The organism is Chitinophagaceae bacterium, assembly GCA_016713085.1.
Lineage (GTDB): Bacteria > Bacteroidota > Bacteroidia > Chitinophagales > Chitinophagaceae > Lacibacter.
On sequence record JADJPV010000002.1, the window covers coordinates 1,384,694 to 1,409,558 of the forward strand.

A 24,865-nucleotide genomic window follows, 5' to 3' on the forward strand; every position below is an offset into this window, starting at 1 on the left:
CTCTAAATTTAGGGTCAAATATCAACTCGGTGAAAAAAAAGAATCTATACATACCATCAGCCCTGTTTACTGTATTTTGTTTTCTGACACTTACAGCTTTTCCTCAGCAAAAAGAAAATGAATTTACAAGGAATGATACATTGCGGGGAACCAATACTGTTGAAAGGTCATGGTGGGATGTTGTGATGTATGATCTGCATGTTACTCCCAACATTGAAAAATTTACAATTACCGGAACAAATACAATCTATTTTAAAGTTGTAAAGAAAGTAAACAACCGGATGCAGGTTGACTTACAGGAACCACTGACTATTGACAGTGCTGTTTTAAATGGAGTTGCGGTTACATTTACAAGAGATGGTCATGCATGGTTCATCAATATTCCCAATAAAAAATTACCAAAGTCAATTAATAGTAATACAGCAATCCATCAATTACAATTATTTTATCACGGTGTACCTAAGCCTGCATTAAGAGCGCCATGGGATGGAGGTATTGTATGGAAAAAAGATAAGAAAGGAAATCCATTTGTTGGTACAGCCTTCCAGGGATTGGGTGCAAGCGTTTGGTGGCCCTGCAAAGATCATCAGAGTGATGAACCCGACAGTACACTCATCAGCATCACTGCACCCGACACATTAATGGATATTTCAAACGGGCGTCTGAGAAATGTTGTGGCAGATGGAAAAGGAAATAAAATCTGGACATGGTTTGTAAGCCAGCCAATTAATACATACAGTGTAACCATGAACATTGGCAAGTATGCGCATTTCAGCGATACACTGATGGGAGAAAAAGGAAAGCTTGATCTTGATTATTATGTATTAGAATACAACCTTGACAAAGCAAAAAAACAGTTTGAACAGGTGAAACCCATGCTTCATGCGTTTGAATACTGGTTTGGTCCCTATCCGTTTTATGAAGATGGATATAAACTGGTAGAAAGTAATTATCTCGGCATGGAACATCAGAGTGCAGTTGCTTATGGCAATGAATATATGAACGGATACAGAGGAAGAGATTTGAGCGGAACAGGTTGGGGAAACAAATGGGATTTTATTATCATTCATGAAAGCGGGCACGAATGGTTTGGGAATAATATAACAACAAAAGATATTGCTGATATGTGGGTGCATGAAGGTTTTACAAATTACAGTGAAACGCTTTATACTGACTATATTTTCGGAACTGAAGCAGGTAATTCCTATGTCCAAGGCATTCGAAAGAATATTCAGAATGATAAGCTGATCATTGGCAAATACAATCTGAACAATGAAGGAAGCGGCGATATGTATTACAAAGCCAGCAACATGATTCATAACATCAGGCAGATTATTGGCGATAAAAGTTCTTTCCGTTTATTGCTGCGTGATATGAATCAAAAATATTGGCACAAAACCGTTACCACTGCAGAGATAGAAGATTTTATTTCGAAACGTACTGGATTCAAGTTGTCAAAAATGTTTGATCAGTACCTGAGAACAACACAGATTCCAACACTTGAATATTATCTTGCACAGGAAGGCGGCGCACAGATACTGTATTACCGCTGGTCGAATTGTATTGCTGGTTTCAACATGCCTATTTTATTACCCGGCAACAGCAATCCTAAATATGGATTAATGCTGGCAACTGAAAAATGGCAGAAGATGCATACCAACTTTAAAGCAGATGAAGACATCAGCAAATACATGGACAGAAACTTTTATGTAAACTATCATAAGGTAAAATAATATCTTCGCCCACAGTATGGGACAAATCAGGAAGCAAGCCATCATTTCCAGCATAGTCATTTATATTGGCTTTTTTTTCGGCTTTATCAATACCTGGTTCTTTACCAAGAACGGATCTTTCACTCCATCTGAATATGCATTAACCCGTTTGTTTTTTGATGTAGGACAAACGATGTACGCATTCGCCAACCTTGGTGTTATTTCAGTTATCTATAAATTCTTTCCCTATTACAAAGACAACCTGAAGCAGAAAGAAAATGATTTGATGACATGGGCTTTGCTCACTGCCATTGGAGGCTTTATTCTTGTCGCAATTGGAGGATGGATCTTTGAACCATTAATCGTTCAGAAGTTTTCCGGTCGCTCTGCTTTATTTGTTGATTATTACAAATGGATATTCCCTTTCGGATTGGGCATATTACTGTTTACAATATTGGAAGCATTCAGCAACAATTTAAAGAAAACCATTTTCCCTGCTTTTCTCCGTGAAACAGCTTTGCGCCTCCTTACATTGGCATTGATTGGAATCTATTTACTCGGCCTGATTGATTTCCATCTTTTCATGCAGTTGTTTGCATTCCTGTACCTGGTTATAACAATGATACTTGCAACATTACTGATCAGCAACAAGCAGCTTCATTTTACATTCAGCGTCAGCCGGGTAACAAGGAAGTTCAAAAAGAAAATAGCTGTTCTTGGCAGTTATGTATTTGCGGGACAGATCATTTTTATCCTTTCACAGGTAATGGACAGCATTTTTATTGCCAGTTTAATAGGGCTGACACAAACCGGCATTTTCGCTTTGGCATCCTTTATTGCCAACCTCATTCAGATTCCGCAACGCAGTATTGTCTCCATTACTTTACCTGCTTTATCGCAGGCATGGAAGGATAAGAATATGATTGAAATCGATCGTATATACAAACGGTCTTCCATCAATCTTTTGCTTGCTGCGCTATTTATTTTTGGCGGGATCTGGCTGAATATCGGCGATGCATTCCGCCTGCTTCATATTCAAAGTGAATATGCAACAGGGATTACGGTTATTTTTATTCTCAGTATTTCAAGATTGATTGATGCAGGTACAGGTGTAAATGCACAGATTATTGCCACTTCAACACAATGGCGCTTTGAATTTATGACAGGAGTGATCCTGTTATTACTGATCCTGCCTTTAAATTATATCCTCATCAAAAAAATTGGTATCGAAGGAAGTGCTTACGCCAACCTCATTTCTTTTTCCATTTATAATGCCATCCGCTATGCCTTTTTATGGAAACGGTACAATCTGCAACCTTTCAGCAGCAAAACATTACTGAGTATTTTACTGGGTGTTGCAGCCTACTTCATCAGTTATTTCCTGTTCAGGGATATGCAGGGATGGATGGGTGTAATCTTACGCAGCCTGTTATTCAGCATTATTTTCCTTGCAGGAATTTTTGTATTGAAGCTTACCCCTGATGCAATGCAATTGGTTGAAGTAGCGAAGAAACGTTTCGGGAAAAACTAAATCAGGAAAACTTTTTCAATTCGTTCAGGGTTATCCGTCCTTCGTAAATGGCTTTACCAACAATGGCCCCGTTACAGCCAATCGCTGCCAGTTCGTCCAGATCTTTCATGGAGCTTACACCACCACTTGCAATAAAATGAAGTTTAGGAAATTTTTGAAGAATGTTTTTATAAAGTTCTGTTGCTGGACCTTCCAGTTTTCCATCCTTGCTTACATCGGTGCAGAATATCTGCTGTACTCCATGACTGAGATATTTTTCAATGAAATCGTAGATCCAGATATCAGTTGTTTCCAGCCAGCCGCCAACAGCAATCTTTTCATTCTTTACATCTGCACCTAATAAAAACTTATCAGCACCAAACTGTTTCAACCATCTAACAAATGTTGCTTCATCTTTTACAGCAATACTTCCAACTGTAGCAAATGCAGCACCAGATTCCAACACGATTTTTACATCTTCTTCTTTCTTAATACCACCGCCGAAATCTATTACCAATGAAGTCTTGGAAGTAATTGCCTCCAGCACTTTCCAGTTTTTTACTGCACCTGCTTTGGCACCATCAAGATCAACAAGGTGTAAACGGTTGAGACCAGCATCTTCAAATTCTTTAGCTACTTCTATAGGATTTTCATTATAAATTATTTTCTGAGAATAATCTCCTTCAGTCAATCGAACGCATTTTCCATCGATGATATCTATTGCCGGAATAATCTGCATGTTACTGTTCTAAAAAATTTTTTAAAATCTGCTCTCCCACTTTCGCACTCTTCTCTGTATGAAACTGTACGCCATAAAAATTATCCTTCTGTACAGCACCAGCGTATTCCAATCCGTAATTCGAAGTGGCAATACAGTAAGGATTCATTTCAGCATAATAACTGTGAACATAATATACATAACTGTTTTCAGGAACATCTTTGAACAGCCCGGTCTTCAGATTATAAATATCGTTCCAACCTATCTGTGGTACTTTAATGGGGATATCGGGGCTGATGATCTCACTCTGAAACAGTTTTACTTTTGCAGGAATAATTCCCAAACATTCTGTATCATTTTCTTCAGAATAATCAAACAGCAATTGCATCCCCACACAAATTCCCAGCACCGGTTGTTTTAAATCTTTAATAATAGTGTCCAGACCTTTTTCTTTCAGGCTATCCATTGCACTTCTGGCTGCACCCACTCCGGGAAAAATGACTTTATCTGCTTTCTGCAGCTCTTCAAAATCATCCGTCACTTTTGCATCAAGTCCCAAGCGCTCCAATGCAAACAGCACCGACTGAATCTTTCCTGCGTTATATCTTACAATTGCTATGTTGCCCCCTCCGCCCCCTGAAGGGGGAACTCTATCAATTTCATTTTTTTTTGTTTCATTGATTGTCAATCCATGTTTTTACTACTTTTATATTCCAAGCGGAAGTAGCTCATCTGGTAGAGCGACAGCTTCCCAAGCTGTAGGTGGCGGGTTCGAGCCCCGTCTTCCGCTCATTTGTCTGAACCATGATTTATAAGATTTAAAGGATTGGTGGGATTGAATACATCCCTGTTACAAAATCCAATTAATCTCAACTCAATACTCCTTCCAAAAACTTCTTCGTTGTTTCACTTATATCAGTTGCATTCTCCAACGCTTTTATAAATGCCGTTCCAATAATCGCTCCGTTTGCATGCGCACAGGCAGCATCAAATGTTTGCTTGTCTTTAATTCCAAATCCCACCAGTACAGGATTTTTTAATTGCAGACTTTTCAGCTTTTGCAGATAAGCATCCACATCCGTCATGTTCTTATCACTGCCTGTTGTGGAAGACGATGATACGGCATATAAAAAACCTGTACTTAAATTATCCAGTTGTTGAATCCTCTCATCACTCGTTTCAGGTGTTACCAGGAAAATAAAATCCAATCCATATTTTTTAATGACAGCACCATACTCTGTTTCAAATTCATATTCCGGAAGATCGGGTAAGATCAATCCATCCACACCAACAGATGCAGCATCAGCACAAAACTGTTCAAAGCCATACTGTAAAACAGGATTCATGTATCCCATCAAAATAACAGGAAGCCCCCCGCCCCTGAAGGGGAGCTATGAGCCCTCCACTCTTTCAGTTGCTTAAACAAAACAGGAATAGTCATTCCATTACTAATTGCAATAGTACTGCTATGTTGTATCACCGGGCCATCAGCTAACGGATCACTGTAAGGCATACCCAGTTCAATCAGGTCTGCACCGTTTTGCTGTAATGCTTTCATTACTTCCAGTGTGCTGTTGAGTTTTGGGTAACCGGCTGTGCAATACACATTCAGTATACGTTGCCCCCCCGCCCCTGAAGGGGTGCTTTTGAACAACCTGCTTATTCTTGACTCGTTCATTAGTATGTAGCTTATTTTTTAGTTTTATTCACTCCCCTTTAGGGGATGGGGGCTTCCATTTCCTTCATGTATGTCGCTAAATCCTTATCCCCTCTTCCACTCAAACAAATCACCACCTGGTCAGTTGCTTTAAATTTCATTTGCTTCAATGCAGAAAATGCATGTGCAGTTTCCAATGCAGGAATAATTCCTTCCAGTCTTGCAATTTCAAATGCAGCCTGTAATGCTTCCTCATCAGTTGCACTTAAGAATGTGCCTCGACCGCTCTCAAACAAATTTGCATGCAGCGGACCAATACCTGGATAATCCAACCCAGCTGAAATACTATGTGGTTCTACCACCTGTCCATCTTCTGTCTGCATCAGCAAACTTTTACTTCCATGCAGGATTCCCATTTTCCCAAGTTGTGTTGTTGCTGCACTCATACCACTGTTTACACCATGACCCGCTGCTTCAACAGCAACCAGTTGCACACTCAACTCATCCAAAAATGATAGAATGCACCGGCTGCATTACTGCCACCACCAACGCAAGCCATTACATGTGTTGGTAACTCACTGCCTGTTTTTTCTTTTAACTGCCAGCGTATTTCTTCACTGATCACACTTTGAAATCTCGCCACCATATCAGGATAAGGATGCGGACCAACCACGCTGCCGATTATATAATGTGTATCGTTGGGATTATTGATCCAGTCACGGATGGCTTCGTTGGTTGCATCTTTCAAGGTCTTGCTTCCGCTAACTGCGGGAATCACTTTTGCACCCAGCATTTTCATACGTGCCACATTCGGCGCCTGCCGTTCAATATCTTTTTCGCCCATGTACACAATGCATTCCACACCTTTCAATGCACATACGGTTGCAGTTGCAACGCCATGCTGTCCAGCACCAGTTTCTGCAATGATGCGTTTCTTTCCTAAACGTTGTGCCAGCAAAATTTGTCCAACCGTATTGTTGATCTTATGTGCACCAGTGTGACAAAGATCTTCCCGCTTTAAATAAATATTTGTGTTGAACTGTTTGCTCAAACGTTTTGCAAAATATAACGGTGTAGGACGGCCTACATAATCTTTCAGCAAGTCCCTGAATTCTTTCTGAAACTCTGTTTCATACATAATCTCCAGGTAACGGCTCTGCAATTCTTCCACATTGCGGTGCAGCATTTCAGGGATATAGGCCCCGCCGAATTTTCCGTAATAACCTTGCGATGAAGGTTGTTGATATGTTGTTGTCATTTTCATTTCTTTATGTAGCCAGCAACTGTGCTACTATTTTACTTTTGTTGCGTCGCACTCTTCTACCCCAATAAGTTTATTCACCATTTTTCTACTTACTCAAAATCTTTTCTATCAGCCCATATCCATAAACAGCATCTTCAATATATTTGTCGCTTAACATAAACCTGACTCGCTTTTTTTCTGAAAAAAAAAGCTAAATCTTGATCATATTCTGTGACATAGTATTTATTATCATCGTCATCTAATCTATAAAAGCCCAAAACTGGCATCTTAAAGATTTCATGATCTTTTGAAACCTTTCCAATTATTTTCCACTTCTTTTTAATTATCCCTAAGTCCCCAAACAAACATCTTAAAACAATCTTATCTAAGTTCACTTTAACTAACCCATCTTTTAACTTCAAACTCTTAGCCGATTTAAAAAAGAATCCTAAAACAGTTCCTTTAAAATTTGCTCTTATTACAACTCCAAAAGCAATGTCGTTGTTTTTTAATTTAAGTTTGAATACATCGCCTATCGAATACTTATTTTTCAAGACATCAATTATTAGTTCGTAAGTAAAACTGCTCTGCGAAGTCTCCAGACTTCGCAGTTTTATGCTAAAAGTCTCCCGACTTTTCTTTTTCTTTTCAATATCCTGTCAGAAACAGGATGCATAGCACCTCAAAGTCTAGAGACTTTGAAGAGCATCAAAACATCAAATCAGCTCAACATTCATAATCCCTCTCCCCAAAATATAATTCGATGCACTGGAATACAGATAATCTTCCGGCTTTTCAACAATACCTGCTCTTACAGGATTGTCATGTGTATAATCCAACTTTGTATCTGTAAATGCTTTGCTGAAACATTCTTCGGGATGATTATCGTTACTCCATATTTGCCATCCTTTATTATTTGGGTTTTTCGTTCCATAATATTTAAATTGATGCTTCATCCAAATACTCCTGCTTTCTTTTTCACTTTCTATAACCGTCACCATTTGTTTATGTGTAAATTTTTTAAAGTCACGAATAATATCACTTAATGTTTTTTTCTGTTTATCGTTTGCTCTTGCTATCAGGTGCATATGGTTACTCATAATTACATAAGCGTTTAAAATTAACTGCTCCTGTTGTTGGGCAAAACGCAATGCGTCCAATACAATATCTCTGTACACCTGCCGTGAAAACAAATCAATCCAACCACACACGGTAAACGTTAAGAAGTGTGTTGCAAACTGATCCCTTATCACATAACCATCTCTGAAATCTATATCCTTCATATAAGATATTTTCGTTTCTTTATATCAAGTCAGAGACTTGATGCATAGAACTGCGAAGTCTGGAGACTTCGCAGAGCAACCCCACACTCATCTCACTTGTCCAGCTTCGGCGGGAGTTCAGACAAAAACTTCCTCAACAAACCCATATCCTTCACCCCCGGCATTGTTTCAAATTTGCTGTTCACATCCAATGAAAACAGATCTTTCGCCACTTCTTCTTTTGCAAACTCTTTAACAGCTGCTGCATCAGTTGGTTCAATTCCGCCACTTAAGAAAAAAGGTTTGCCGATATTCAATCCCTTCAGCATGTCCCAGTTGAATTTCTTTCCCGTTCCTCCATATCCTGCACCCATGGTATCAAACATAAACATATCGCAGGCTTCATAATAGTCTTTGATCTTCCACGGAATATTATCATCTTCTGCAATACGGAATGCCTTGATCACTGAAATATAATCCGATACCTTTTCACAGAACTTGGGTGTTTCATCGCCATGCAGCTGCACCATATGCAAACCGAAATTCTCTACATGGTTAATGATCTCATCATAGGAAGCATTCACAAACACACCTACTTTATACACTTTCAGCTTTGCCCGCTTCACCTGTACACCGGTTAAATGCTTCAGCACAAATCTCGGCGACTTGTGATAAAAGATCATGCCTGCAAACTCTACACCCATTTCACCGAGTTGATGCATCTGTTCCAGGTCTGTCATACCGCAAACTTTAATACGCCCCCCTCGCCCCCTATCCATTCGACTAAGCTCAGGAGGGGAGCTGGTAACATCACTATTGTTGGTCAGTTCATTCATATTATACCAGTTTAAAATTAAACCGGCGAGCATCGTTATATATTTTCAACCTGTAACTTTTTCAAGCTCTTGACTTACTCCCTTTAGGGTTGGGGTTTTTATTTCATCCCCAGCTTAAACTGCAGCACTAATGCCATATCTTTTTCACCCGGTTCTTTTTCCACTTTGCTGTTAATATCCACTCCGTAAAAATCAGGATGTTTAAATGCTTTGATCTTTGCAATATCAGCCACACCAATTCCCCCACTCAGGAAAAATGGTTTTTCAATTTTGCTTTTTGCAATGATGCTCCAGTCGAACTGTTTACCGGTTCCGCCTTTCGCATCAGCACTTTTTGTATCGAACAGATAATAATCACAGGCTCCGTCATAAGGCGCAACCAGTTCATCAATAGAACCTGTTGTTTCATCAATACGGAATGCTTTGATCACTTCAATATCTTCATTCAAATCACTGCAGAATTCAGGTGTTTCTTCACCATGCAGCTGCACCACATCCAACCCATAATCTTCAATGGCATCGAGGATATCACTGTACGTTGGATTTACAAACACACCTACCTTCTTCAGATCATAATCTGCTTTCTTCACTTCTTTTTTATCGAGCTTTCCTTCCGCATATCTCGGAGAATCTTTGTCGAAAATAAATCCGGCAAAATCAATATCCAGTCCTTCTAACTGCTGTAACTGTTTCAGCTGTGTAATGCCGCAAACTTTAATATTCATGCTTTGGTTTTTAATGTTCTTACAAATTGTTCAAATGCCTTCCCGGGGTTTTCTTCTTTCATAAAATTTTCACCAATCAAAAATCCCCTGAATCCATTCTCTTTAAATAACAATATATTTTCTACTGAGCTGATACCGCTCTCGGCCACTTTTATTTTATCTGCAGGAATCTGTTTCGCCATCCGCAAACTCCGTTCAATATCCACTTCAAATGTTTTGAGGTTGCGGTTGTTGATACCCACAATTTCTGTTTCCTCACAAATATGCCCCAGCTCTTCTTCTGCGTGAAGTTCCAGTAAAACTTCCAATCCCAGCGATTTTGCAAATGCCGCCAACCGTTTTACTTCAGCTACTGTTAAACAGGCAGCGATGAGCAAAATTACGTCAGCACCCATTGACTTTGCTTCCGTGATCTGGTATTCATCCACAATAAAATCTTTCCGCAGAATCGGGATCTTATTTACCCTTGCTTTCACTAAGTCTTCCGTACTTCCGCCAAAGAACAGTTCATCTGTGAGCACACTCAAACAGGAAGCTCCGTTACTGGCATAAGCTGATGTTACTTCAATCACATCCACCTTGTCATTAATAATTCCTTTTGATGGTGATTTTCGTTTGAACTCTGCAATGATGCCGGTTCTTGTATCATCCAGCAAAAACTGTTTCAATGAAAGTACAGGTCTCGTATACAACACGGTTTGCTCTAATTCAGCAACAGGTTTCTCTGTTTTCTTTTTGATTACTTCTTCCCGCTTACTTTCAATGATGGTATCAAGTATATTCATTACTGCAGGCTGATTAATGTTTTCAAAGATTGATTGGCTCTTCCGCTTTCCAAACTTTCAACTGCTGCTGAATAGGCATCATCATAGGTTTGAAAATTTCCTGTGCAATACAATCCCATAGCCGCATTCGCCATCACCACAGCATTCTGCGCCCATGTTCCTTCACCGCTTAAAATCTTTGTAAAGATCTTTGCTGATTCTTCAATACTGTTTCCTCCATGCAGATCACTTGGCTGCACCATCCGTTTGCCTAACTGTTCAGGTGTCATGATCCGTTCGCCTTTATTGGTGATCACTTTGGTATCGTTGGTCAGTGATATTTCATCATATCCATCAAGACTGTGAATGATGGTAAATGCTCCGCCTGTTTGCTGCAATAAATAATTATACACTCTTGCCATTTCAAGATTGAACACACCCACCAATTGGTAAGCAGGATTGGCAGGATTCACCATCGGCCCCAGCATGTTGAAGAATGTACGCATGCCTAAATTTCTGCGGATTGGTCCAACTGTTTTTAATGCCGGATGAAACATCGGTGCATGCATGAAACAAATATTCGCTTCTTCCACTTCACGTTTTAAGTTGTCTGTACTGTTCTTGAATTTATAACCAAGCTGCTCCATTACATTACTTGCACCACTGATGGTGGAAGCACCATAGTTACCATGCTTGGCTACTTTTTGTCCGGCACCTGCAACTATAAAACAGGAAAGTGTAGATATGTTGAAGGTGTTTTTTCCATCACCACCTGTACCAACTATATCCAGTACATCATAACCACCAAGATCAACGGGCACGCAAAGTTCCAGCAAAGCATCACGAAAGCCCTGCAGTTCTTCAATGGTAATACTGCGCATAAGATAGACAGTCATGAATGCTGTTACTTCATGTTCGTTGTAAATGCTCTTGCCGATATTTACTAAAACATCTTTTGCAGCTTCTCTTGTAAGTGCCTTATGTTCAAATAAGTATTGTAAAATCTTTTTCACTCAGTATTATTTAGCTGTTTTAATAATGTGTACAACAATAAATCCTCCCTTCACTCTGTAGCAATTAATCCAAATACTTTTCATGCCTTGAATTAGAATTGATTCATCCTCTTCAATTTCTTTTTTTAATTCTTTTTGCATTGCGAGGCCAAAATATTTTATATCATTTAGAATAATGTTATCAACCCATTTGCTTTTCGCAGTTTCTAAATCCTTTGCAGATTCCTGAGAAATATAGGTACCGCCTCTGTAAGCCATAATAAATGTAAATAAGCTCATATGACAATTTTACTTTAACCAGTTTCTTAAAATATCTTCTCCCACCGGCGTCAACACACTTTCCGGATGAAACTGTACTCCCTGCACATCAAATGTTTTATGCTGCAATGCCATGATCATTCCTGTTTCATCTACGGCAGTAATTTCAAGATCAGCAGGAAAGTCTTCTTTATTAACCACCCAACTATGATAACGGCCAACTTCGATCGTGTCTGGCAGATTGTTCAATACTGCATTTTGTTTTTTGGATCTTGGGTTTTGAATGTTGATCGGCGTTGCCACTCCATGAAAAACAGTTGACAGATTCGTCAGCGTTCCGCCAAATGCCTGACCAATTGCCTGGTGACCCAGACAAACTCCGAGAATAGATTTGGTTGATGCATATTCTTTGATCAAAGGCAACAACAACCCTGCTTCTTCAGGAATTCCCGGGCCTGGTGATAAAATAATTTTATCATAGTCCTTTACTTTTCCAATGGAATCTGGTCGTTACGATACACATCCACTTTAATATGTGTGATCTTCTCAACCAGGTGAACAAGGTTGTAGGTAAAGCTGTCGTAATTATCGAATACTAATATGCGCATATTAAAACCCTCCAAATCCCGCCTTGCGGGACTTACTGCTTTGGTAATTCTTTTGAATTGTTAATTAAATTTTCAACTATAGTATTTATTTCATCGAGTACGCTATCTATACTTTTAAAAACACGTTCATTTGTAAATCGAATAATTGTATTACCCCATTCCTTTAAATCATTCTCACGCTTCAGGTCATTGTCTTTTACTTCCTTCACATTGTGAATGCTCCCATCAATTTCAATGATCAGCCTGAGCTTATGACAATAAAAATCTGCAATGTAAATACCTATTGGATGCTGTCTTCTAAACTTTAATCCTTTCACACCTGCTTTTAAATGATTCCACAAAAGACTTTCAGCATCCGTCATATTCCGACGCAGATCTTTAGCCAATTCAAAAATCAAGTGGCTGGCATTATTAAACATGCCGTCGTTTTTAAATGCTGATTTATGTTTCTTTTGTTCACTCATTTTTTATACTGATCAATTTTGCATTCAGCAGCAAGTCTCCCTTTAGGGAGATTTAGAGGGTTTCTGCTCTTTCAATTGCTTTCTTCAACGCACCCAGTTTATTATTTACTTCCTGTAATTCACTTTCCGGTTTGCTGGCTGCAACAACACCTGCTCCTGCCTGGTAAATCAATGTATTGGCCTTGCTTAAAAAAGTACGGATCATGATGGCATGATTGCAGCTTCCGTCAAAACCCATAAAACCAATACCACCACCATAATAACTCCTGGCTGTTGTTTCAAAAGAATCGATCAATTGCATGGCTTTGATTTTGGGTGCCCCGCTCAATGTACCTGCAGGAAATGTTTTGGCCAGCAGTTCAAACGGGTTGGAATCAGGACGAACTTTTGCAACTACTTCACTTACCAAATGAATAACATGACTGTAATACTGTACCTGCCTGTAATGCGCCACACTTACTTCATCACATACACGACTGAGATCATTTCTTGCAAGATCAACCAGCATTACATGTTCCGCATTTTCTTTGGCATCTTTCAATAAGCGTTCTGCTTCCTTCTGATCAATGATATCATCACCAGTACGCTTGAAAGTTCCTGCAATGGGATGCACGACTGCTTTACCATTGCTGATGATGATCTGTGATTCAGGTGACGAGCCCATTAATTTATAATCGCCGTAATCAAAGAAAAATAAATAGGGTGAAGGATTGATGCTGCGCAGGGCACGGTATACGTTGAATTCATCACCACTGAATGATTGCTGAAACCTTCTGCTCAGTACAATCTGGAATACATCGCCCCGGTGACAGCTGGCAATTCCTTTCTTCACCATTTCCACATAGGCTTCATTCGTAATATTCGAACTCTCTTCCCCTTTTATTTCAAATGGGTAAACAGGAACATCTTTGCTGCGGATCAAACTTTCCACCACGGCAAAATCACTTTCAACACCTGCTATTTTATTTTCGCAGATGAACAGTTCATCTTTATGATGATTGATCGCAATCACATACTGATACAAACGGTAACGCATCAATGGAATGGCAGGTGGCTCTTTGCGTTCTGCATTCAGTTTAATTGTATCGAAGAATTGAACTGCATCATAAGTAGTATATCCATACAATCCCTGTGCAAACTTTGCTTCTTTACAATCGCCGCTTACTTCAAAATGATTCATGAACTCAAACAGCAGCGTTGGTACTTCGCCCGGTTCTTTTAATTCAGTGCGTTCCGGTTTTTGCCCCGGCAGTTTGAATTCAATACTTTTTGAGGAAGTAATTTCCATCCCAGCAATGGCATTGATGCCGATAAATGACCAGCTGTTTTCGGCTGCATGATGATCTGTACTTTCAAGAAGGATGGTATCCCGGAACCTGTCACGCAGGCGCAGGTAAATGCCTACCGGGGTAAACACATCGGCCAGCATTTTTTTACAACTTGTTTTAATTTCAATTTTCTTCATGACCCTAAAATCGTTTCAGTTTGAGCAAATAAAAAACCCCGGGATTATCCGGGGTCTGAATATGATTGAACAATCACAGTAATAGCATTACAGACCCCTTAGAGTTGTATGCCACCACCACTGATTATTAATGATTGTTTTGTTCATTGCTTGGCAAAGATGTAGCATGGAGACTGAATAATCAAATTTTTTTTCAAAGCTGTTCAAAATTTTACCGGGATTAAACAAATGATTGTTTATTTGTACAGCTTAACAATTCAGAAGCAAACAGTTTCCGAACTTTACTTCTATCATTTAAACAATGCCACATGAAAAAATTAGTCTTTCTTTTAATTACGGTTATAACAGTAACAGCAGTTTTGTCTTTTTCCAAACAGCAAACCAATCCTGATGCAATCCTTGGTTCGTGGAAAAACGGTGAAGGAACAGGCATTATCCAGATTTATAAAAACGGAGAAAAGTATCAAGGGAAGATTACCTGGTTAAAGGAACCAAATGATCCTGAAACAGGCAAACCGAAACTGGATAAAAAGCATCCTGATGAAAAAAATCATTCCCGGCCTGTAATGGGGCTGGTGAATATGTGGGGCTTTACCCATACTGCCGACAAAGAATGGACAGGTGGAAAAATCTATGATCCCAAGAATGGAAAAACCTATTCCTGCAAAATAGCCATGGAAAATAATAACACATTAAAAGTTCGTGGTTATATCGGCATTTCGCTTATTGGAAGAACTGATACCTGGACAAGACAGTAAAACAAGTTATGGGTTAGAAGTTGTGTGTTACGGGTTGGAGTGTTTTTGACATTTGCAGTTTGTTTCTTTGTTTTCGGTTTGCTTTCTTGTGCCCAGTTTTGCGTGCAGCTTGCAGTGAATAGCTAAAAGCTGATTTACAGCCATACAACTTTATCCGGCTGTTCCAATGCATAACGTGTAATAAGACTTCTTACAAAATCATACTCGGGATACATCTCCAATTTATTTCTAAGATCCTCTTTTGATGAAAGATCAAAATCAGGAGCTACATAACCCATCCCATAAAATTTTCCGTCTTCCATTAAAATGCAACTGTCCTGGTTGTTGAAATAAGACCTTTCCCTGATAGCAAAACTGGGCATTTCCTTTTTCATCTGTTCCACTGCACTCATAACTCTTGTATTGTAATCAAGAGGTTTTTCTTTTTGCCCGCAGGCCCCTTTGCATGTTTCTGAACTGCATTCAACATCTGTTGATCTGTCAATAAAACAGAGTTTGTGGCATAAGGAAAACTCATTGGCTATCTTTTTCAATTCAGCCATCCCTTCATACTTATTGTAAAAGAATTTAACTGCTGAAAGATGTTTGTGTTTACGGTCAATTGCCAGGCGCAGGTAACCATTACCATCTTCATACATATACAACCCATAGCTGGCTTCATATCCTTTAATTGCCCGGTTGTACTTTGGCCAGAGACGTTTAATTTCAATTGTCTCGAGTACATATGCCATTAACTCTGTTCCACATTGCCGGAAAGAGATCCGGTGAATATTCCGTAAAAACTCCTGTTTCTGCCTGCTGGGTTTATTATTGGAGAAATGACTCACAACCCTTTTTTTAAGCTGAATTGCTTTTCCTACATAAACAATCTTATCCTTTGCATCATGAAAATAATAAACGCCGGGGGTCAAAGGCAATTGATCAATGTCTTCCTTATTCAGGTACAAGGGAAGGAACTGTTCTTTTGATTGTTTGCCGATCATTGTATGCAGATGATTGTTGACATCACTCTGCTTCAGCTTTTTGAATAATTCAACAGTTGCCCTTGCATCGCCTGCCGCCCTGTGTCGGTTATAAAGCGGAATTTCGAAATGTTTACAGAGATTCCCCAGACTGTAAGAAGCCAACTTTGGAAAAATCTTCCGTGTATATCTAACCGTACAAAGCTTTTTACAGTTCAGTGTGTGCCCGTGCTCCTGTAACTGATGATTGACAAAAGAATAATCAAAGTTCACGTTATGGGCCACAAATACCTTCCCCTGGAACAATTCCATCAACTTGGGAGCAATTTCCTCAAATGAAGGGGCTAACTGAACCATTTCATCAGTAATGCCGGTCAGAACCTGGATAAAATGCGGAATCGGTTGGTGGGGATTGACAAGTGTTTCGAACTGGTCAATGATTTCCTGCCCATCATAGATGTAAACAGCAATTTCGGTAATGCTGTGGCCTGAAGCATAGCCGCCGGTGGTTTCAATATCAGTAATGGCGTATAACACGGATTTCGAAATTAGCATTTCCAACGGTGTTGAAAGCCAAAATAACAGTCAATAATTTTGACGGGACGGAAATCTGTGTTACCTTCATATTGTAATTTACCGATTACTTACTGCCTGTAGTGAATTTAACAGTTAAATCAGTGTAGTTCTGATTATTCCCGTACCCCTGTGAAAGAGTATTTTTAACTTTTTAAAACTACAAATTATGGCATCAAACTCATCGCACATGAGCGAAACAGCAAAAACAACTGTTTTAGTTCTTGTGTTTTTCGCAGCAATTGCTTTAGTGACTCTTTTAATGTTCAGCTAAGTAATTGCCTTTGTAATGAACTTTACTTTCTGTCTGCTGAAATAAGCAGAGGTTAATTCTTTACTCTTTGAAAGCCCCGGAAATTGGGGCTTTTTTCATTTGTACCACTTCAATCTCTTTCAAAAAAAGGTTTTTTTGGCTTATTTTTTTCAAATTCAGATTTGTTCATTTGTGAAATCGTTTTTATATTGCTATTGTTATCGCTAACATCCTTCCTGAATAACTGCTCCATCTCCTTTAAGACCGAAACAATCATTTCTTAGAAATAAGACTGTAAAACTGTTTATAAACAACCAAAAACAACAATCATTATGAGAAAAATGACACAATTGATGGCAGTATTAATTACTTCTGCCGCTTTATTTTCAGCATGCAAAGGCGACACCGGTGCTATGGGGCCTCAGGGTTTAACAGGCCCTGCCGGTTTAACCGGCCCTCAGGGTATCATGGGACCATCTGGCCCCGTTGGTGCAACTGGTGCAACTGGTGCAACTGGTGCAACTGGTGCTACCGGAGCAACTGGACCTGCCGGTTCTTTGAGTAATGTTATTTACTCCAGTTGGTTAACTATTGCAAACTGGGCTGACACTGCAGGTCTTTATGCAGGTGGTGTTAATACCTCAGGTGCAAGTGGAAGAAGAGGTTATGTTGCTACAGCGAGCATTACCGCTAATATCATTAATCAAGGAATAGTAGTTTCATATTTTAAACAAACTGCTGCTGCTGCTGCCAGCGGTATACCAACTGTTTTATCCGGGACTGCAGTTTACTGGTCTATTACGCTTGACCACGCTTTAACTGTTGGAAGAGTAACTTACTTTGCCTCACGACTTGAGTTGGGCTCTTGGTCTGCTTCTGAAAATGGCAGAATAGAAGGTGGGCAATATCGCTATGTAATAATTCCAGGCGGAACTGCAGGAGGCCGTTTTGTTAGTGGCCCTGCTATAGGATATACTATTCAGCAAATCAAGAGTATGAGTTATGAGCAGGTTACTTCTCTGTTCAAAATTCCTGCTAATGGTACTAACCAAAGATAATTTTAAACTTACATTATGAGAAAAGAGGTTGGCTTTGCCAGCCTCTTCTTTTTAATACATCACTCATCTTATGCACACAACCCTGCATTCCTTAACTTTGCCATCCTAAAAAAGCAAGAATCCGGCATGGAACTGAGCAAAAACTTTGAGCACAAGGCATCTGAAGAAAAATGGTATGATTACTGGAATGAAAAAAAATACTTTCACAGCACACCTGATAAAAGGGAGCCTTATACAGTTGTAATACCCCCTCCCAATGTAACCGGCGTGTTACACATGGGGCATTGCCTCAACAATACCATACAGGATATCCTTGTCCGCCGTGCCCGGATGATGGGGAAAAATGCATGCTGGGTTCCGGGTACTGATCATGCGTCTATTGCCACCGAAGCAAAGGTTGTACAGATGCTCCGTGAAAAAGGAATTCAAAAAGCTTCTCTCACGAGAGATGAATTTTTAAGCTATGCCTGGGAATGGAAAGAGAAATACGGAGGCATCATTCTGCAACAGTTGAAAAAACTTGGTTGCAGTCTTGATTGGGACAGAACATCCTTCACGATGGATGAAGATTACTATAAAAGCGTTATCAAAGTTTTTATTGATCTGCATGAAAAAGGAATTATCTACAGAGGCCTGCGCATGGTTAACTGGGATCCTGTTGGGAAAACAGCTTTGAGTGATGAAGAAGTTATTTTTAAAGAGATTGATTCGAAGCTCTATTATGTAAAATACCCGTTGGCAGATGATGGAAGCAAGTTCATTACTGTTGCAACCACAAGACCTGAAACCATTTTAGGTGATGTGGCTATTTGTGTTCATCCAGCTGATGAACGCTATAAAGCATGGATCGGCAAAGAAGTAATTGTGCCAATCATCAACCGCAGAATACCCATTATTGCAGACGAATATGTGGATGCAGAATTCGGAACCGGTGCATTAAAAATTACTCCTGCCCATGATAAAAACGATAATGAGCTGGGCAGAAAACATAACCTGAAAGCTCTCAATACTCTGGATGAAGAAGGACGTTTTACATCGGCGGATTTAACGGACGAAAATCCATCTGAACTTGTTCTCTCTTATAACAAAGTTGATCGTTTTGAATTGAGAAAAAAGATTGTAGATGATATTGCTCAATTAAATCAAATTGAAAAAATTGAAGATTATAAAGGACAGGTTGGTACAAGTGAAAGAACAGGTGCCATCATAGAATCACGATTGAGTTTGCAGTGGTTTATGAACATGAAGGAATTCTTAAACAGAAATCCAGAAACCTTAAGCTCTGTAATGAATGATGAAATAAAATTTCATCCCGAAAAAACAAAAAACACGTACAGCCACTGGCTGACAAATATTAAAGACTGGTGTATTTCAAGACAGTTGTGGTGGGGACAGCAAATACCTGCATGGTATGATACAGATGGTAATTATGTTGTTGCTACAACTCATGACGAAGCAGTAAAACAGTATGAAGCGAAATACGGCCAACAACCACCGAACAACTGCCAGCTTGCTCAAGATGAAGATTGTCTTGATACCTGGTTTTCTTCCTGGCTCTGGCCAATGGAAGTATTTAAAGGCATCAGTAATCCGGGCAATAAAGATGTTGAGTATTATTATCCTACATCAACACTTGTGACCGGACAGGATATTATCTTCTTCTGGGTTGCAAGAATGATCATGGCGGGCTATGAATACAAACAGGAACTGCCGTTTAAAGATGTTTATTTCACCGGAATGGTAAGAGATAAGCTGGGAAGAAAGATGAGTAAGCAATTAGGTAACTCTCCAGACTTACTGGAACTGATTGATAAATATGGTGCTGATGCAGTACGTTTCGGCATTATGTTCTCCTCTCCTGCCGGCAATGATTTAATGTGGGATGAAGGCAGCAATGACCAAGGAAGAAATTTCAACAATAAAATCTGGAATGCACTGAAACTGGTGAAGATGTGGGAGGGAAAACAGGTTACAGGTTACAAGTTACAAGTTACCGATAACCAGCAACCTGTAACCGGAAACTTTGCTGTTTTGTGGTTTGAAAACAGGCTGAATGAAGTAAAGGCAGAAATAGAGCAACAGTTTAAAGAGTTTAGATTAAGCGAAGCATTAAAGACCATCTATTCACTGATCTGGGATGATTTCTGCAGCTGGTATTTAGAATGGGTGAAACCAGGGTTTGAACAACCGATTGATGCAGCAGTATATGAAAAAACAGTTGGTTTCTTTGAAGAACTGATGCAGATGCTTCATCCGTTTACTCCCTTCATCACTGAAGAAATTTATCATGAGCTGAGAGAAAGAAAGGAAGGTGATGATATTACTATCAAACAGGCAACCGCTTCAACTAAACCAACTATTGAAATATTGCAGCTTGCTTCTTTATTAAAGGAAGTGATTACTGCATTGCGTGATGTACGGGTAAAAAACCAACTCAAACCAAAAGACAGTATTAAGCTTTCAATTGAAACAAACCAGCAGAAAGCTTATCAAACAATTGAATCTATTCTAGCCAAACAGGTAAATGCAGAAAGCATTTCTTATGGTTCATCTACGGTTGCTGCTTCGATTTCATTTGTTGTACAGAAAGATAAATTCTACATAGAAACAGAAAAAGAAATTGATACAACCTCACAAAAAGAACAATTACTGAAAGACCTTGATTACCTGAAAGGGTTTTTATCTTCTGTTGAAAAGAAACTGGGCAATGAACGTTTTGTTCAAAATGCAAAACAGGAAGTAATTGAGATTGAGCGCAGGAAAAAGGCTGATGCAGAAGCAAAGATCAGGGCAATAGAAGAAAGCTTAGCTTCGTTATAGATTAAATGTTACAAGGTTTATGAAAAGCCCGATAAAGAGTTTTCTGTTTCTGACTGTATTCATCATTGCATCAGTCATGAATTCTTCAGCGCAGCAAAAGCCCGCCCCTACCCTTAAACCGCCGCCATTACAATCTTTCTGGGGCACAACAAAGGGTGGTGATCTTCCATTGGAGTTTGTACTGAGTGTGCTCGATTCAGCGGTATGGGTAATTGATGATAAAAAGAACCGCTACGCTATTTCACGTTTTATTGTTGTGTACAGAAGTAAAGATAAATTTGAGGATGAAAAAACCGGTGAGCTCAAAACCAGGTTCAATCCCAATTCAACCAGTGTAAAAAACTCCGCTTTACTTCCGGAATTATGGCGGAAGAATCTTTATGAAACCATTAAAAAAGATGATGAACTAATCATTGCTGATATCATCGTAAGAGATAAAAAAGGCAATTACTTTTCTGCACCTGATGTAAAGATTGTCATCAAATAAGAAATAGAAACACGGATAACACAGATTAATACGGATTTTGTATCAATTCTTACCTGTCAATCCGTTTCATCAGCGTTTCTATCCCATCAATACAAATTCAACGGCAAAATAATTTCAAACTGATTGGCATTTCTTCCCGGCTCAATTAAATCTGTATCCAGCAAACGGCTGTAGCGAATCCCAAAACTGGCGAAGAAGGTATTGTAAAGTCTTGTATCAAAATACAATTCTGCACCTGCTGTATTTAAAGGAAATACTCTTCCGGTACGCAAGCTTCTGCCCTTTGTATAATCATAAAACACATTTGCCCTTACACGCAGAAAATACACAAGATTGGCAATGCCGAATTCAGGATAACAAATAGGGAAATGATAGTTGGCGCTCAGTCTCAGCATGCGTGGAAAATTCACAGAATTATATCCTCTTGCAAATGGAAAACTGCTGGAGAAAACGGCGCCCCTGATAGTGTCTCTTGCAAACAATGATCCCATCACAATGAAATGATGGTTCTTGGCAATGCCGGGAAAATACAGGGCAGCATTCGCTAATACCTGGTTCCCGAATCTTCCATTAACAGTGCGTTTGTATTGTAATGATAAACTTTGCGCCCATCTCGGGAAGATATGCTGCGATGCCCGCTGACTCTGACTCAACCAACGTACAGATGAGTTGATATAGTTAAACCGGTCGTCCTTTACAAACGTTTTTGCCAGACCGGTGAAACTTAACTGTTCTGTATTGAAGGTAGTTGCAAAGGTTAAATTCTGATACATTCTTCCACTTGTAAGATTCAGCGGAATAGAAATTCCAACATTTGCATTCAACTGGTTCCAGGTAATGGTTGTGTCCTTATTGATCCGTTCGTTCCTGTTCCATGTTTGTGAACCGCCCACAGAAATAAAGGGAAACCATCCGCCATAAATTAAATTGGCAGCTACCTGGTGATACCCTTCATTACGATTATAATAATAACTGTATTCACTCACAAAAGTGTTTAATACATTTTCACTAAAAAAAGTAAGTCCGTAATCTGGTTCTGACAGTGTTGGTCTCCAGCTGTGAATATTCAATAACTTAAATGCAGGTTTATAACGGATCACTTCTCCCGGTTGCTGCTGCACATTTTTCATGAGATCAGTATGAGCAAATGACTTTGGAGAGAGATACAGATTGGTTAAAGGTTCCAGCTTTTCTATCTTCTGCAACTGCATTTCATTGATTGGCCTTTTCAATAACATTCTTCCGTCGGTACTGAATGTATTCCAGATCAATGAATTTGTTTTTTGATCAATGGTTGCCTGGTAATTTCCATTGGTCAATTGTGCCACTTTAAATAAAGATTTATTTTTCAAATCATACAGGAACAACATATCGCCTTCTTTCTGTGAAGCTGTAAACAAAATTGTATCTCCTGCTACCTGCACAAAACCGATTGGCGTATTGGTAAAAGGCAATAAGATGGTTTCTTCTTTGGTTGATAAATCAGTTTGCAGCAAAGCCATTTCTCCTACTGCATTTCTCACTGCACTTATAACAGAAGTATTGTTTGCCGTAAATTTTGGATAGGTATAAGAATACTTATTAGGGTTGGGTAAATTAATTTCTGTTTGATTCTTTACATCAATCATCTGCAAAAACCATTTCTGATCAGTTCCTACCTGCACAGCAACAACCTGTTCCCCATCAGCTGAAATATCAGGCATAAATAATCTTGACCTGCTGCTGATCTTTTTTACTTCATCTGTTTCTGTGTTCCAGATTTTAACAACAGAATAATCTTTCCATCCCCAGCGTGGATGCGGCTCAAAGGCTGTGTACACAACATTTCCATTCTTTGATGAATAATAATTATCAGCAGAGATATCCTTTACCCTCAGTTTTTTTTGAGTTCCGTCAGCATCAATCCTTGTCCAGATTGGTATTTGTTTATAGCTTGATTTCAATACAAGCATTGAGCCGTCTTCCTGTACAAGTGGATAGCGGTAAGCTGTTACATTATTCTTTGATGGCTTTGTGAATGGCTGTAATGTTTGATAGGTTGTTGAAGTATCAACATTCATTTTTTGTTGATAAAATGTAAAAGCATCAGCAACAAATTGCTTATACTTTATTCCTGTATGCCGTTTCACTGCTTTTTGAAACGGATAGATAACTCCTTTATAATCCAATGCATCATCGGTTACTTTCGTCCAGAAATCTGTATCATACTTTTCTCTTCCATAACTCACCAGTAAATAACCGAGGTCATAATGATTGGGAACAAAATGACGGTATGAACCATTCCGCAGCTTCTGGTAACTGTACTTTTTATGATCGAGCCACAATGAACGGTAAGAATTAAAAAAATCAGGAAGCCTTCCCCTGCCCTGTGTAGTATTCATTGTTTCCTGCCATACAGCATCGCCTTCCCAAAACCAATCAGGAACAGCCGCACCCATTCCTAAAAACTGTCCTTCCTGTCCAAGGAAAACTCCAGCAATTTTTGGAATTACTTTATTGAAATTGGAAAACTGTTCAACATGTCTGAATTCATGAATGGTTAATGACTGATGCCAGTTTAAAGAGCTTGCTGAAAGATTGTGCAGATCGGGCATCATAAAAAAATCACTGCGCCAGGGAGCCGGACCAACATACGCATTCGATGATGTTGTTTGACCCTGTAATACAATATCAAACTTGCGGAGTTTGGTTCCCAGTGAAGCAGGAGGATTTCTCGCCAGCTGGTGCGATAGCCACGCAACTTCTCTTGCTTCTTTTTCCAACGCTTTTGGAAAAATGATACGCACTGTATCTGTATTGAGCTGGTATAATTTTAAAGAAGGCGGGTTTCCTCCAAATACCTGAGCTGAGGATTCTGATCCAATCAGCAGCAATAAAACAACCGTATATATGTGTCGCATAATTTTATTCATGAAAAATACTGAAGTCTTTGAATAAAATAACATCTTCCGTTATCTTTAAAGCAATCAATTATTATGCTCCTTCTCGCCCTTTCCATTGCACCCGGTATTGCCATCAGTTTGTTTATCTTTTTAAAAGACCGTTTCAACCGTGAACCGGGCTTAAACCTGATTGTTTGTTTTTGCTTGGCTGCCTCAGTATACTTCCTGCCGTTATTATTCAATTACTCACTACGAAACCATTGGAACAATTCATGGGCAGTGGTATTGCTTACACAGCTGTTTTTGCTTACCTGATTGTTGGAACCAGTGAAGAATGGAGCAAGTATATCATGCTTCGCTTTTATGCGTTTCCAAAAAAAAGTTTTGATGAGCCTTATGACGGCATCGTGTACAGTGTAATGGTGGGAATGGGTTTTGCAACCGTTGAAAATATCGGTTATGTAATGCAGCATGGAATGACGACCGCTTTCCTGCGGATGTTTCTTTCGGTTCCTGCTCATGCTACTTTTGCAATTATTATGGGATACTTCGTAGGCAAGGCAAAATTCATCCCTGAGAAAAGAAGTTTTTATACACTCACAGGATTATTCTGGGCCATCTTTTTTCACGGCACATATGATTTCTTTCTGTTCCTGCAGGGAAACAAAGTGGTGAATCAATTTTTAAGTGACGGCTTATTGTTTCTTGGTGCTGTAACATCGTTCATTGTTGCTATCCGCTATTCAAGAAAAGCAATTCAAGAACATGTGAATACATCCCGTAAAATGTTTCCGCTTGATGAAAGGGCGATCAAAAATGATCAGGTGTAATAATCGT

The 24,865-nt window shown here is 39.3% G+C and carries 20 protein-coding genes, 1 tRNA gene and 3 pseudogenes; 8 read left to right on the forward strand and 16 right to left on the reverse strand.

The annotated features are described in order from the left end of the window. The first annotated feature begins 29 nt into the window (after positions 1-29). Entirely contained in the window at positions 30-1,733 is a 1,704-nt protein-coding gene (locus IPK31_18880; GenBank protein ID MBK8089815.1) for a M1 family metallopeptidase, read from the forward strand. A 16-nt stretch (positions 1,734-1,749) separates the two neighbouring features. Beyond that, positions 1,750-3,243, forward strand: a complete 1,494-nt coding sequence (locus IPK31_18885; protein MBK8089816.1) for a polysaccharide biosynthesis C-terminal domain-containing protein — start codon at positions 1,750-1,752, stop codon at positions 3,241-3,243. A 1-nt stretch (position 3,244) separates the two neighbouring features. On the opposite strand, the gene hisA is transcribed toward IPK31_18885, so the two are convergent. Both hisA and hisH read right to left on the reverse strand, forming a co-directional pair. Next, positions 3,245-3,961, reverse strand: a complete 717-nt coding sequence (gene hisA, locus IPK31_18890) for a 1-(5-phosphoribosyl)-5-[(5-phosphoribosylamino)methylideneamino]imidazole-4-carboxamide isomerase (protein MBK8089817.1) — start codon at positions 3,959-3,961, stop codon at positions 3,245-3,247. Position 3,962: 1 nt separating this feature from the next. After that, complete coding sequence (gene hisH / locus IPK31_18895; protein ID MBK8089818.1) at positions 3,963-4,559, reverse strand: imidazole glycerol phosphate synthase subunit HisH; 597 nt, start codon at positions 4,557-4,559, stop codon at positions 3,963-3,965. Between the two features lie 98 nt (positions 4,560-4,657). Here hisH and IPK31_18900 point away from each other — a divergent pair. Then, a tRNA-Gly gene (locus tag IPK31_18900) sits at positions 4,658-4,730 on the forward strand. A gap of 79 nt (positions 4,731-4,809) precedes the next feature. Here the strand turns inward: IPK31_18900 and IPK31_18905 are convergent. The 12 genes and pseudogenes from IPK31_18905 to IPK31_18960 form a co-directional block, all read right to left on the reverse strand. Beyond that, positions 4,810-5,618, reverse strand: a pseudogene (locus IPK31_18905) (tryptophan synthase subunit alpha). A 38-nt stretch (positions 5,619-5,656) separates the two neighbouring features. After that, positions 5,657-6,861, reverse strand: a pseudogene (gene trpB / locus IPK31_18910) (tryptophan synthase subunit beta). A 134-nt stretch (positions 6,862-6,995) separates the two neighbouring features. Then, positions 6,996-7,394, reverse strand: a complete 399-nt coding sequence (locus IPK31_18915; GenBank protein MBK8089819.1) for a hypothetical protein — start codon at positions 7,392-7,394, stop codon at positions 6,996-6,998. Positions 7,395-7,556: 162 nt separating this feature from the next. Next, the gene (locus IPK31_18920; GenBank protein ID MBK8089820.1) at positions 7,557-8,123 is read right to left on the reverse strand and encodes a transposase; all 567 of its coding nucleotides are present in this window, start codon (positions 8,121-8,123) and stop codon (positions 7,557-7,559) included. A gap of 92 nt (positions 8,124-8,215) precedes the next feature. Continuing rightward, on the reverse strand, positions 8,216-8,881 hold the full coding sequence (locus tag IPK31_18925; protein ID MBK8089821.1) for a phosphoribosylanthranilate isomerase: 666 nt from the start codon (positions 8,879-8,881) through the stop codon (positions 8,216-8,218). Positions 8,882-9,036: 155 nt separating this feature from the next. Next, positions 9,037-9,663 (reverse strand): phosphoribosylanthranilate isomerase, encoded by a 627-nt coding sequence (locus IPK31_18930; protein ID MBK8089822.1) that lies wholly within the window; start codon positions 9,661-9,663, stop codon positions 9,037-9,039. Then, positions 9,660-10,448, reverse strand: a complete 789-nt coding sequence (trpC, locus tag IPK31_18935) for an indole-3-glycerol phosphate synthase TrpC (GenBank protein MBK8089823.1) — start codon at positions 10,446-10,448, stop codon at positions 9,660-9,662. Before trpC ends, IPK31_18930 begins: the two co-directional genes overlap by 4 nt. Beyond that, a complete protein-coding gene (gene trpD, locus IPK31_18940) occupies positions 10,448-11,440 on the reverse strand; it encodes an anthranilate phosphoribosyltransferase (GenBank protein MBK8089824.1) in 993 nt (330 codons plus the stop codon). The genes trpC and trpD overlap by 1 nt, the downstream gene beginning before the upstream one ends. Positions 11,441-11,446: 6 nt before the next feature. Beyond that, positions 11,447-11,719: a hypothetical protein gene (locus tag IPK31_18945; GenBank protein ID MBK8089825.1), complete on the reverse strand. Its 273-nt coding sequence runs from the start codon at positions 11,717-11,719 to the stop codon at positions 11,447-11,449. A 9-nt stretch (positions 11,720-11,728) separates the two neighbouring features. Next, positions 11,729-12,306, reverse strand: a pseudogene (locus tag IPK31_18950) (aminodeoxychorismate/anthranilate synthase component II). A 32-nt stretch (positions 12,307-12,338) separates the two neighbouring features. Beyond that, positions 12,339-12,725: an endonuclease domain-containing protein gene (locus tag IPK31_18955; protein ID MBK8089826.1), complete on the reverse strand. Its 387-nt coding sequence runs from the start codon at positions 12,723-12,725 to the stop codon at positions 12,339-12,341. Between the two features lie 97 nt (positions 12,726-12,822). Beyond that, positions 12,823-14,235 (reverse strand): anthranilate synthase component I family protein, encoded by a 1,413-nt coding sequence (locus tag IPK31_18960; protein MBK8089827.1) that lies wholly within the window; start codon positions 14,233-14,235, stop codon positions 12,823-12,825. 308 nt (positions 14,236-14,543) lie between these two features. Here IPK31_18960 and IPK31_18965 point away from each other — a divergent pair, with 308 nt between their 5' ends. Continuing rightward, complete coding sequence (locus tag IPK31_18965; protein ID MBK8089828.1) at positions 14,544-14,993, forward strand: DUF2147 domain-containing protein; 450 nt, start codon at positions 14,544-14,546, stop codon at positions 14,991-14,993. Positions 14,994-15,127: 134 nt separating this feature from the next. Here the strand turns inward: IPK31_18965 and IPK31_18970 are convergent, their stop codons facing one another. Continuing rightward, positions 15,128-16,510: a GIY-YIG nuclease family protein gene (locus IPK31_18970; protein ID MBK8089829.1), complete on the reverse strand. Its 1,383-nt coding sequence runs from the start codon at positions 16,508-16,510 to the stop codon at positions 15,128-15,130. Between the two features lie 603 nt (positions 16,511-17,113). Between IPK31_18970 and IPK31_18975 the strand changes: the two genes are divergently transcribed. The 3 genes from IPK31_18975 (at position 17,114) to IPK31_18985 (ending at position 21,146) form a co-directional block, all read left to right on the forward strand. After that, positions 17,114-17,839 (forward strand): collagen-like protein, encoded by a 726-nt coding sequence (locus IPK31_18975; protein MBK8089830.1) that lies wholly within the window; start codon positions 17,114-17,116, stop codon positions 17,837-17,839. Between the two features lie 126 nt (positions 17,840-17,965). Further along, entirely contained in the window at positions 17,966-20,659 is a 2,694-nt protein-coding gene (locus tag IPK31_18980) for a valine--tRNA ligase (GenBank protein ID MBK8089831.1), read from the forward strand. Positions 20,660-20,678: 19 nt separating this feature from the next. Beyond that, entirely contained in the window at positions 20,679-21,146 is a 468-nt protein-coding gene (locus IPK31_18985) for a hypothetical protein (protein ID MBK8089832.1), read from the forward strand. Between the two features lie 86 nt (positions 21,147-21,232). Here the strand turns inward: IPK31_18985 and IPK31_18990 are convergent, their stop codons facing one another. After that, positions 21,233-24,046 (reverse strand): hypothetical protein, encoded by a 2,814-nt coding sequence (locus IPK31_18990; protein ID MBK8089833.1) that lies wholly within the window; start codon positions 24,044-24,046, stop codon positions 21,233-21,235. Positions 24,047-24,228: 182 nt separating this feature from the next. Here IPK31_18990 and IPK31_18995 point away from each other — a divergent pair, with 182 nt between their 5' ends. Next, complete coding sequence (locus tag IPK31_18995; protein MBK8089834.1) at positions 24,229-24,858, forward strand: PrsW family intramembrane metalloprotease; 630 nt, start codon at positions 24,229-24,231, stop codon at positions 24,856-24,858. Positions 24,859-24,865: the final 7 nt, after the last annotated feature.

Excerpts from the sequence above, each read along its gene's own strand:
- IPK31_18980 (MBK8089831.1), top strand. The coding sequence starts at position 17,966 with ATGGAACTGAGCAAAAACTTTGAGCACAAGGCATCTGAAGAAAAATGG.
- IPK31_18965 (MBK8089828.1), top strand. The coding sequence starts at position 14,544 with ATGAAAAAATTAGTCTTTCTTTTAATTACGGTTATAACAGTAACAGCA.
- IPK31_18945 (MBK8089825.1), bottom strand. The coding sequence starts at position 11,719 with ATGAGCTTATTTACATTTATTATGGCTTACAGAGGCGGTACCTATATT.
- IPK31_18990 (MBK8089833.1), bottom strand. The coding sequence starts at position 24,046 with ATGCGACACATATATACGGTTGTTTTATTGCTGCTGATTGGATCAGAA.
- hisA (MBK8089817.1), bottom strand. The coding sequence starts at position 3,961 with ATGCAGATTATTCCGGCAATAGATATCATCGATGGAAAATGCGTTCGA.
- IPK31_18920 (MBK8089820.1), bottom strand. The coding sequence starts at position 8,123 with ATGAAGGATATAGATTTCAGAGATGGTTATGTGATAAGGGATCAGTTT.
- IPK31_18925 (MBK8089821.1), bottom strand. The coding sequence starts at position 8,881 with ATGGATAGGGGGCGAGGGGGGCGTATTAAAGTTTGCGGTATGACAGAC.
- IPK31_18985 (MBK8089832.1), top strand. The coding sequence starts at position 20,679 with ATGAAAAGCCCGATAAAGAGTTTTCTGTTTCTGACTGTATTCATCATT.
- IPK31_18960 (MBK8089827.1), bottom strand. The coding sequence starts at position 14,235 with ATGAAGAAAATTGAAATTAAAACAAGTTGTAAAAAAATGCTGGCCGAT.
- IPK31_18885 (MBK8089816.1), top strand. The coding sequence starts at position 1,750 with ATGGGACAAATCAGGAAGCAAGCCATCATTTCCAGCATAGTCATTTAT.
- IPK31_18955 (MBK8089826.1), bottom strand. The coding sequence starts at position 12,725 with ATGTTTAATAATGCCAGCCACTTGATTTTTGAATTGGCTAAAGATCTG.
- IPK31_18975 (MBK8089830.1), top strand. The coding sequence starts at position 17,114 with ATGAGAAAAATGACACAATTGATGGCAGTATTAATTACTTCTGCCGCT.
- IPK31_18930 (MBK8089822.1), bottom strand. The coding sequence starts at position 9,663 with ATGAATATTAAAGTTTGCGGCATTACACAGCTGAAACAGTTACAGCAG.
- IPK31_18970 (MBK8089829.1), bottom strand. The coding sequence starts at position 16,510 with ATGCTAATTTCGAAATCCGTGTTATACGCCATTACTGATATTGAAACC.
- trpC (MBK8089823.1), bottom strand. The coding sequence starts at position 10,448 with ATGAATATACTTGATACCATCATTGAAAGTAAGCGGGAAGAAGTAATC.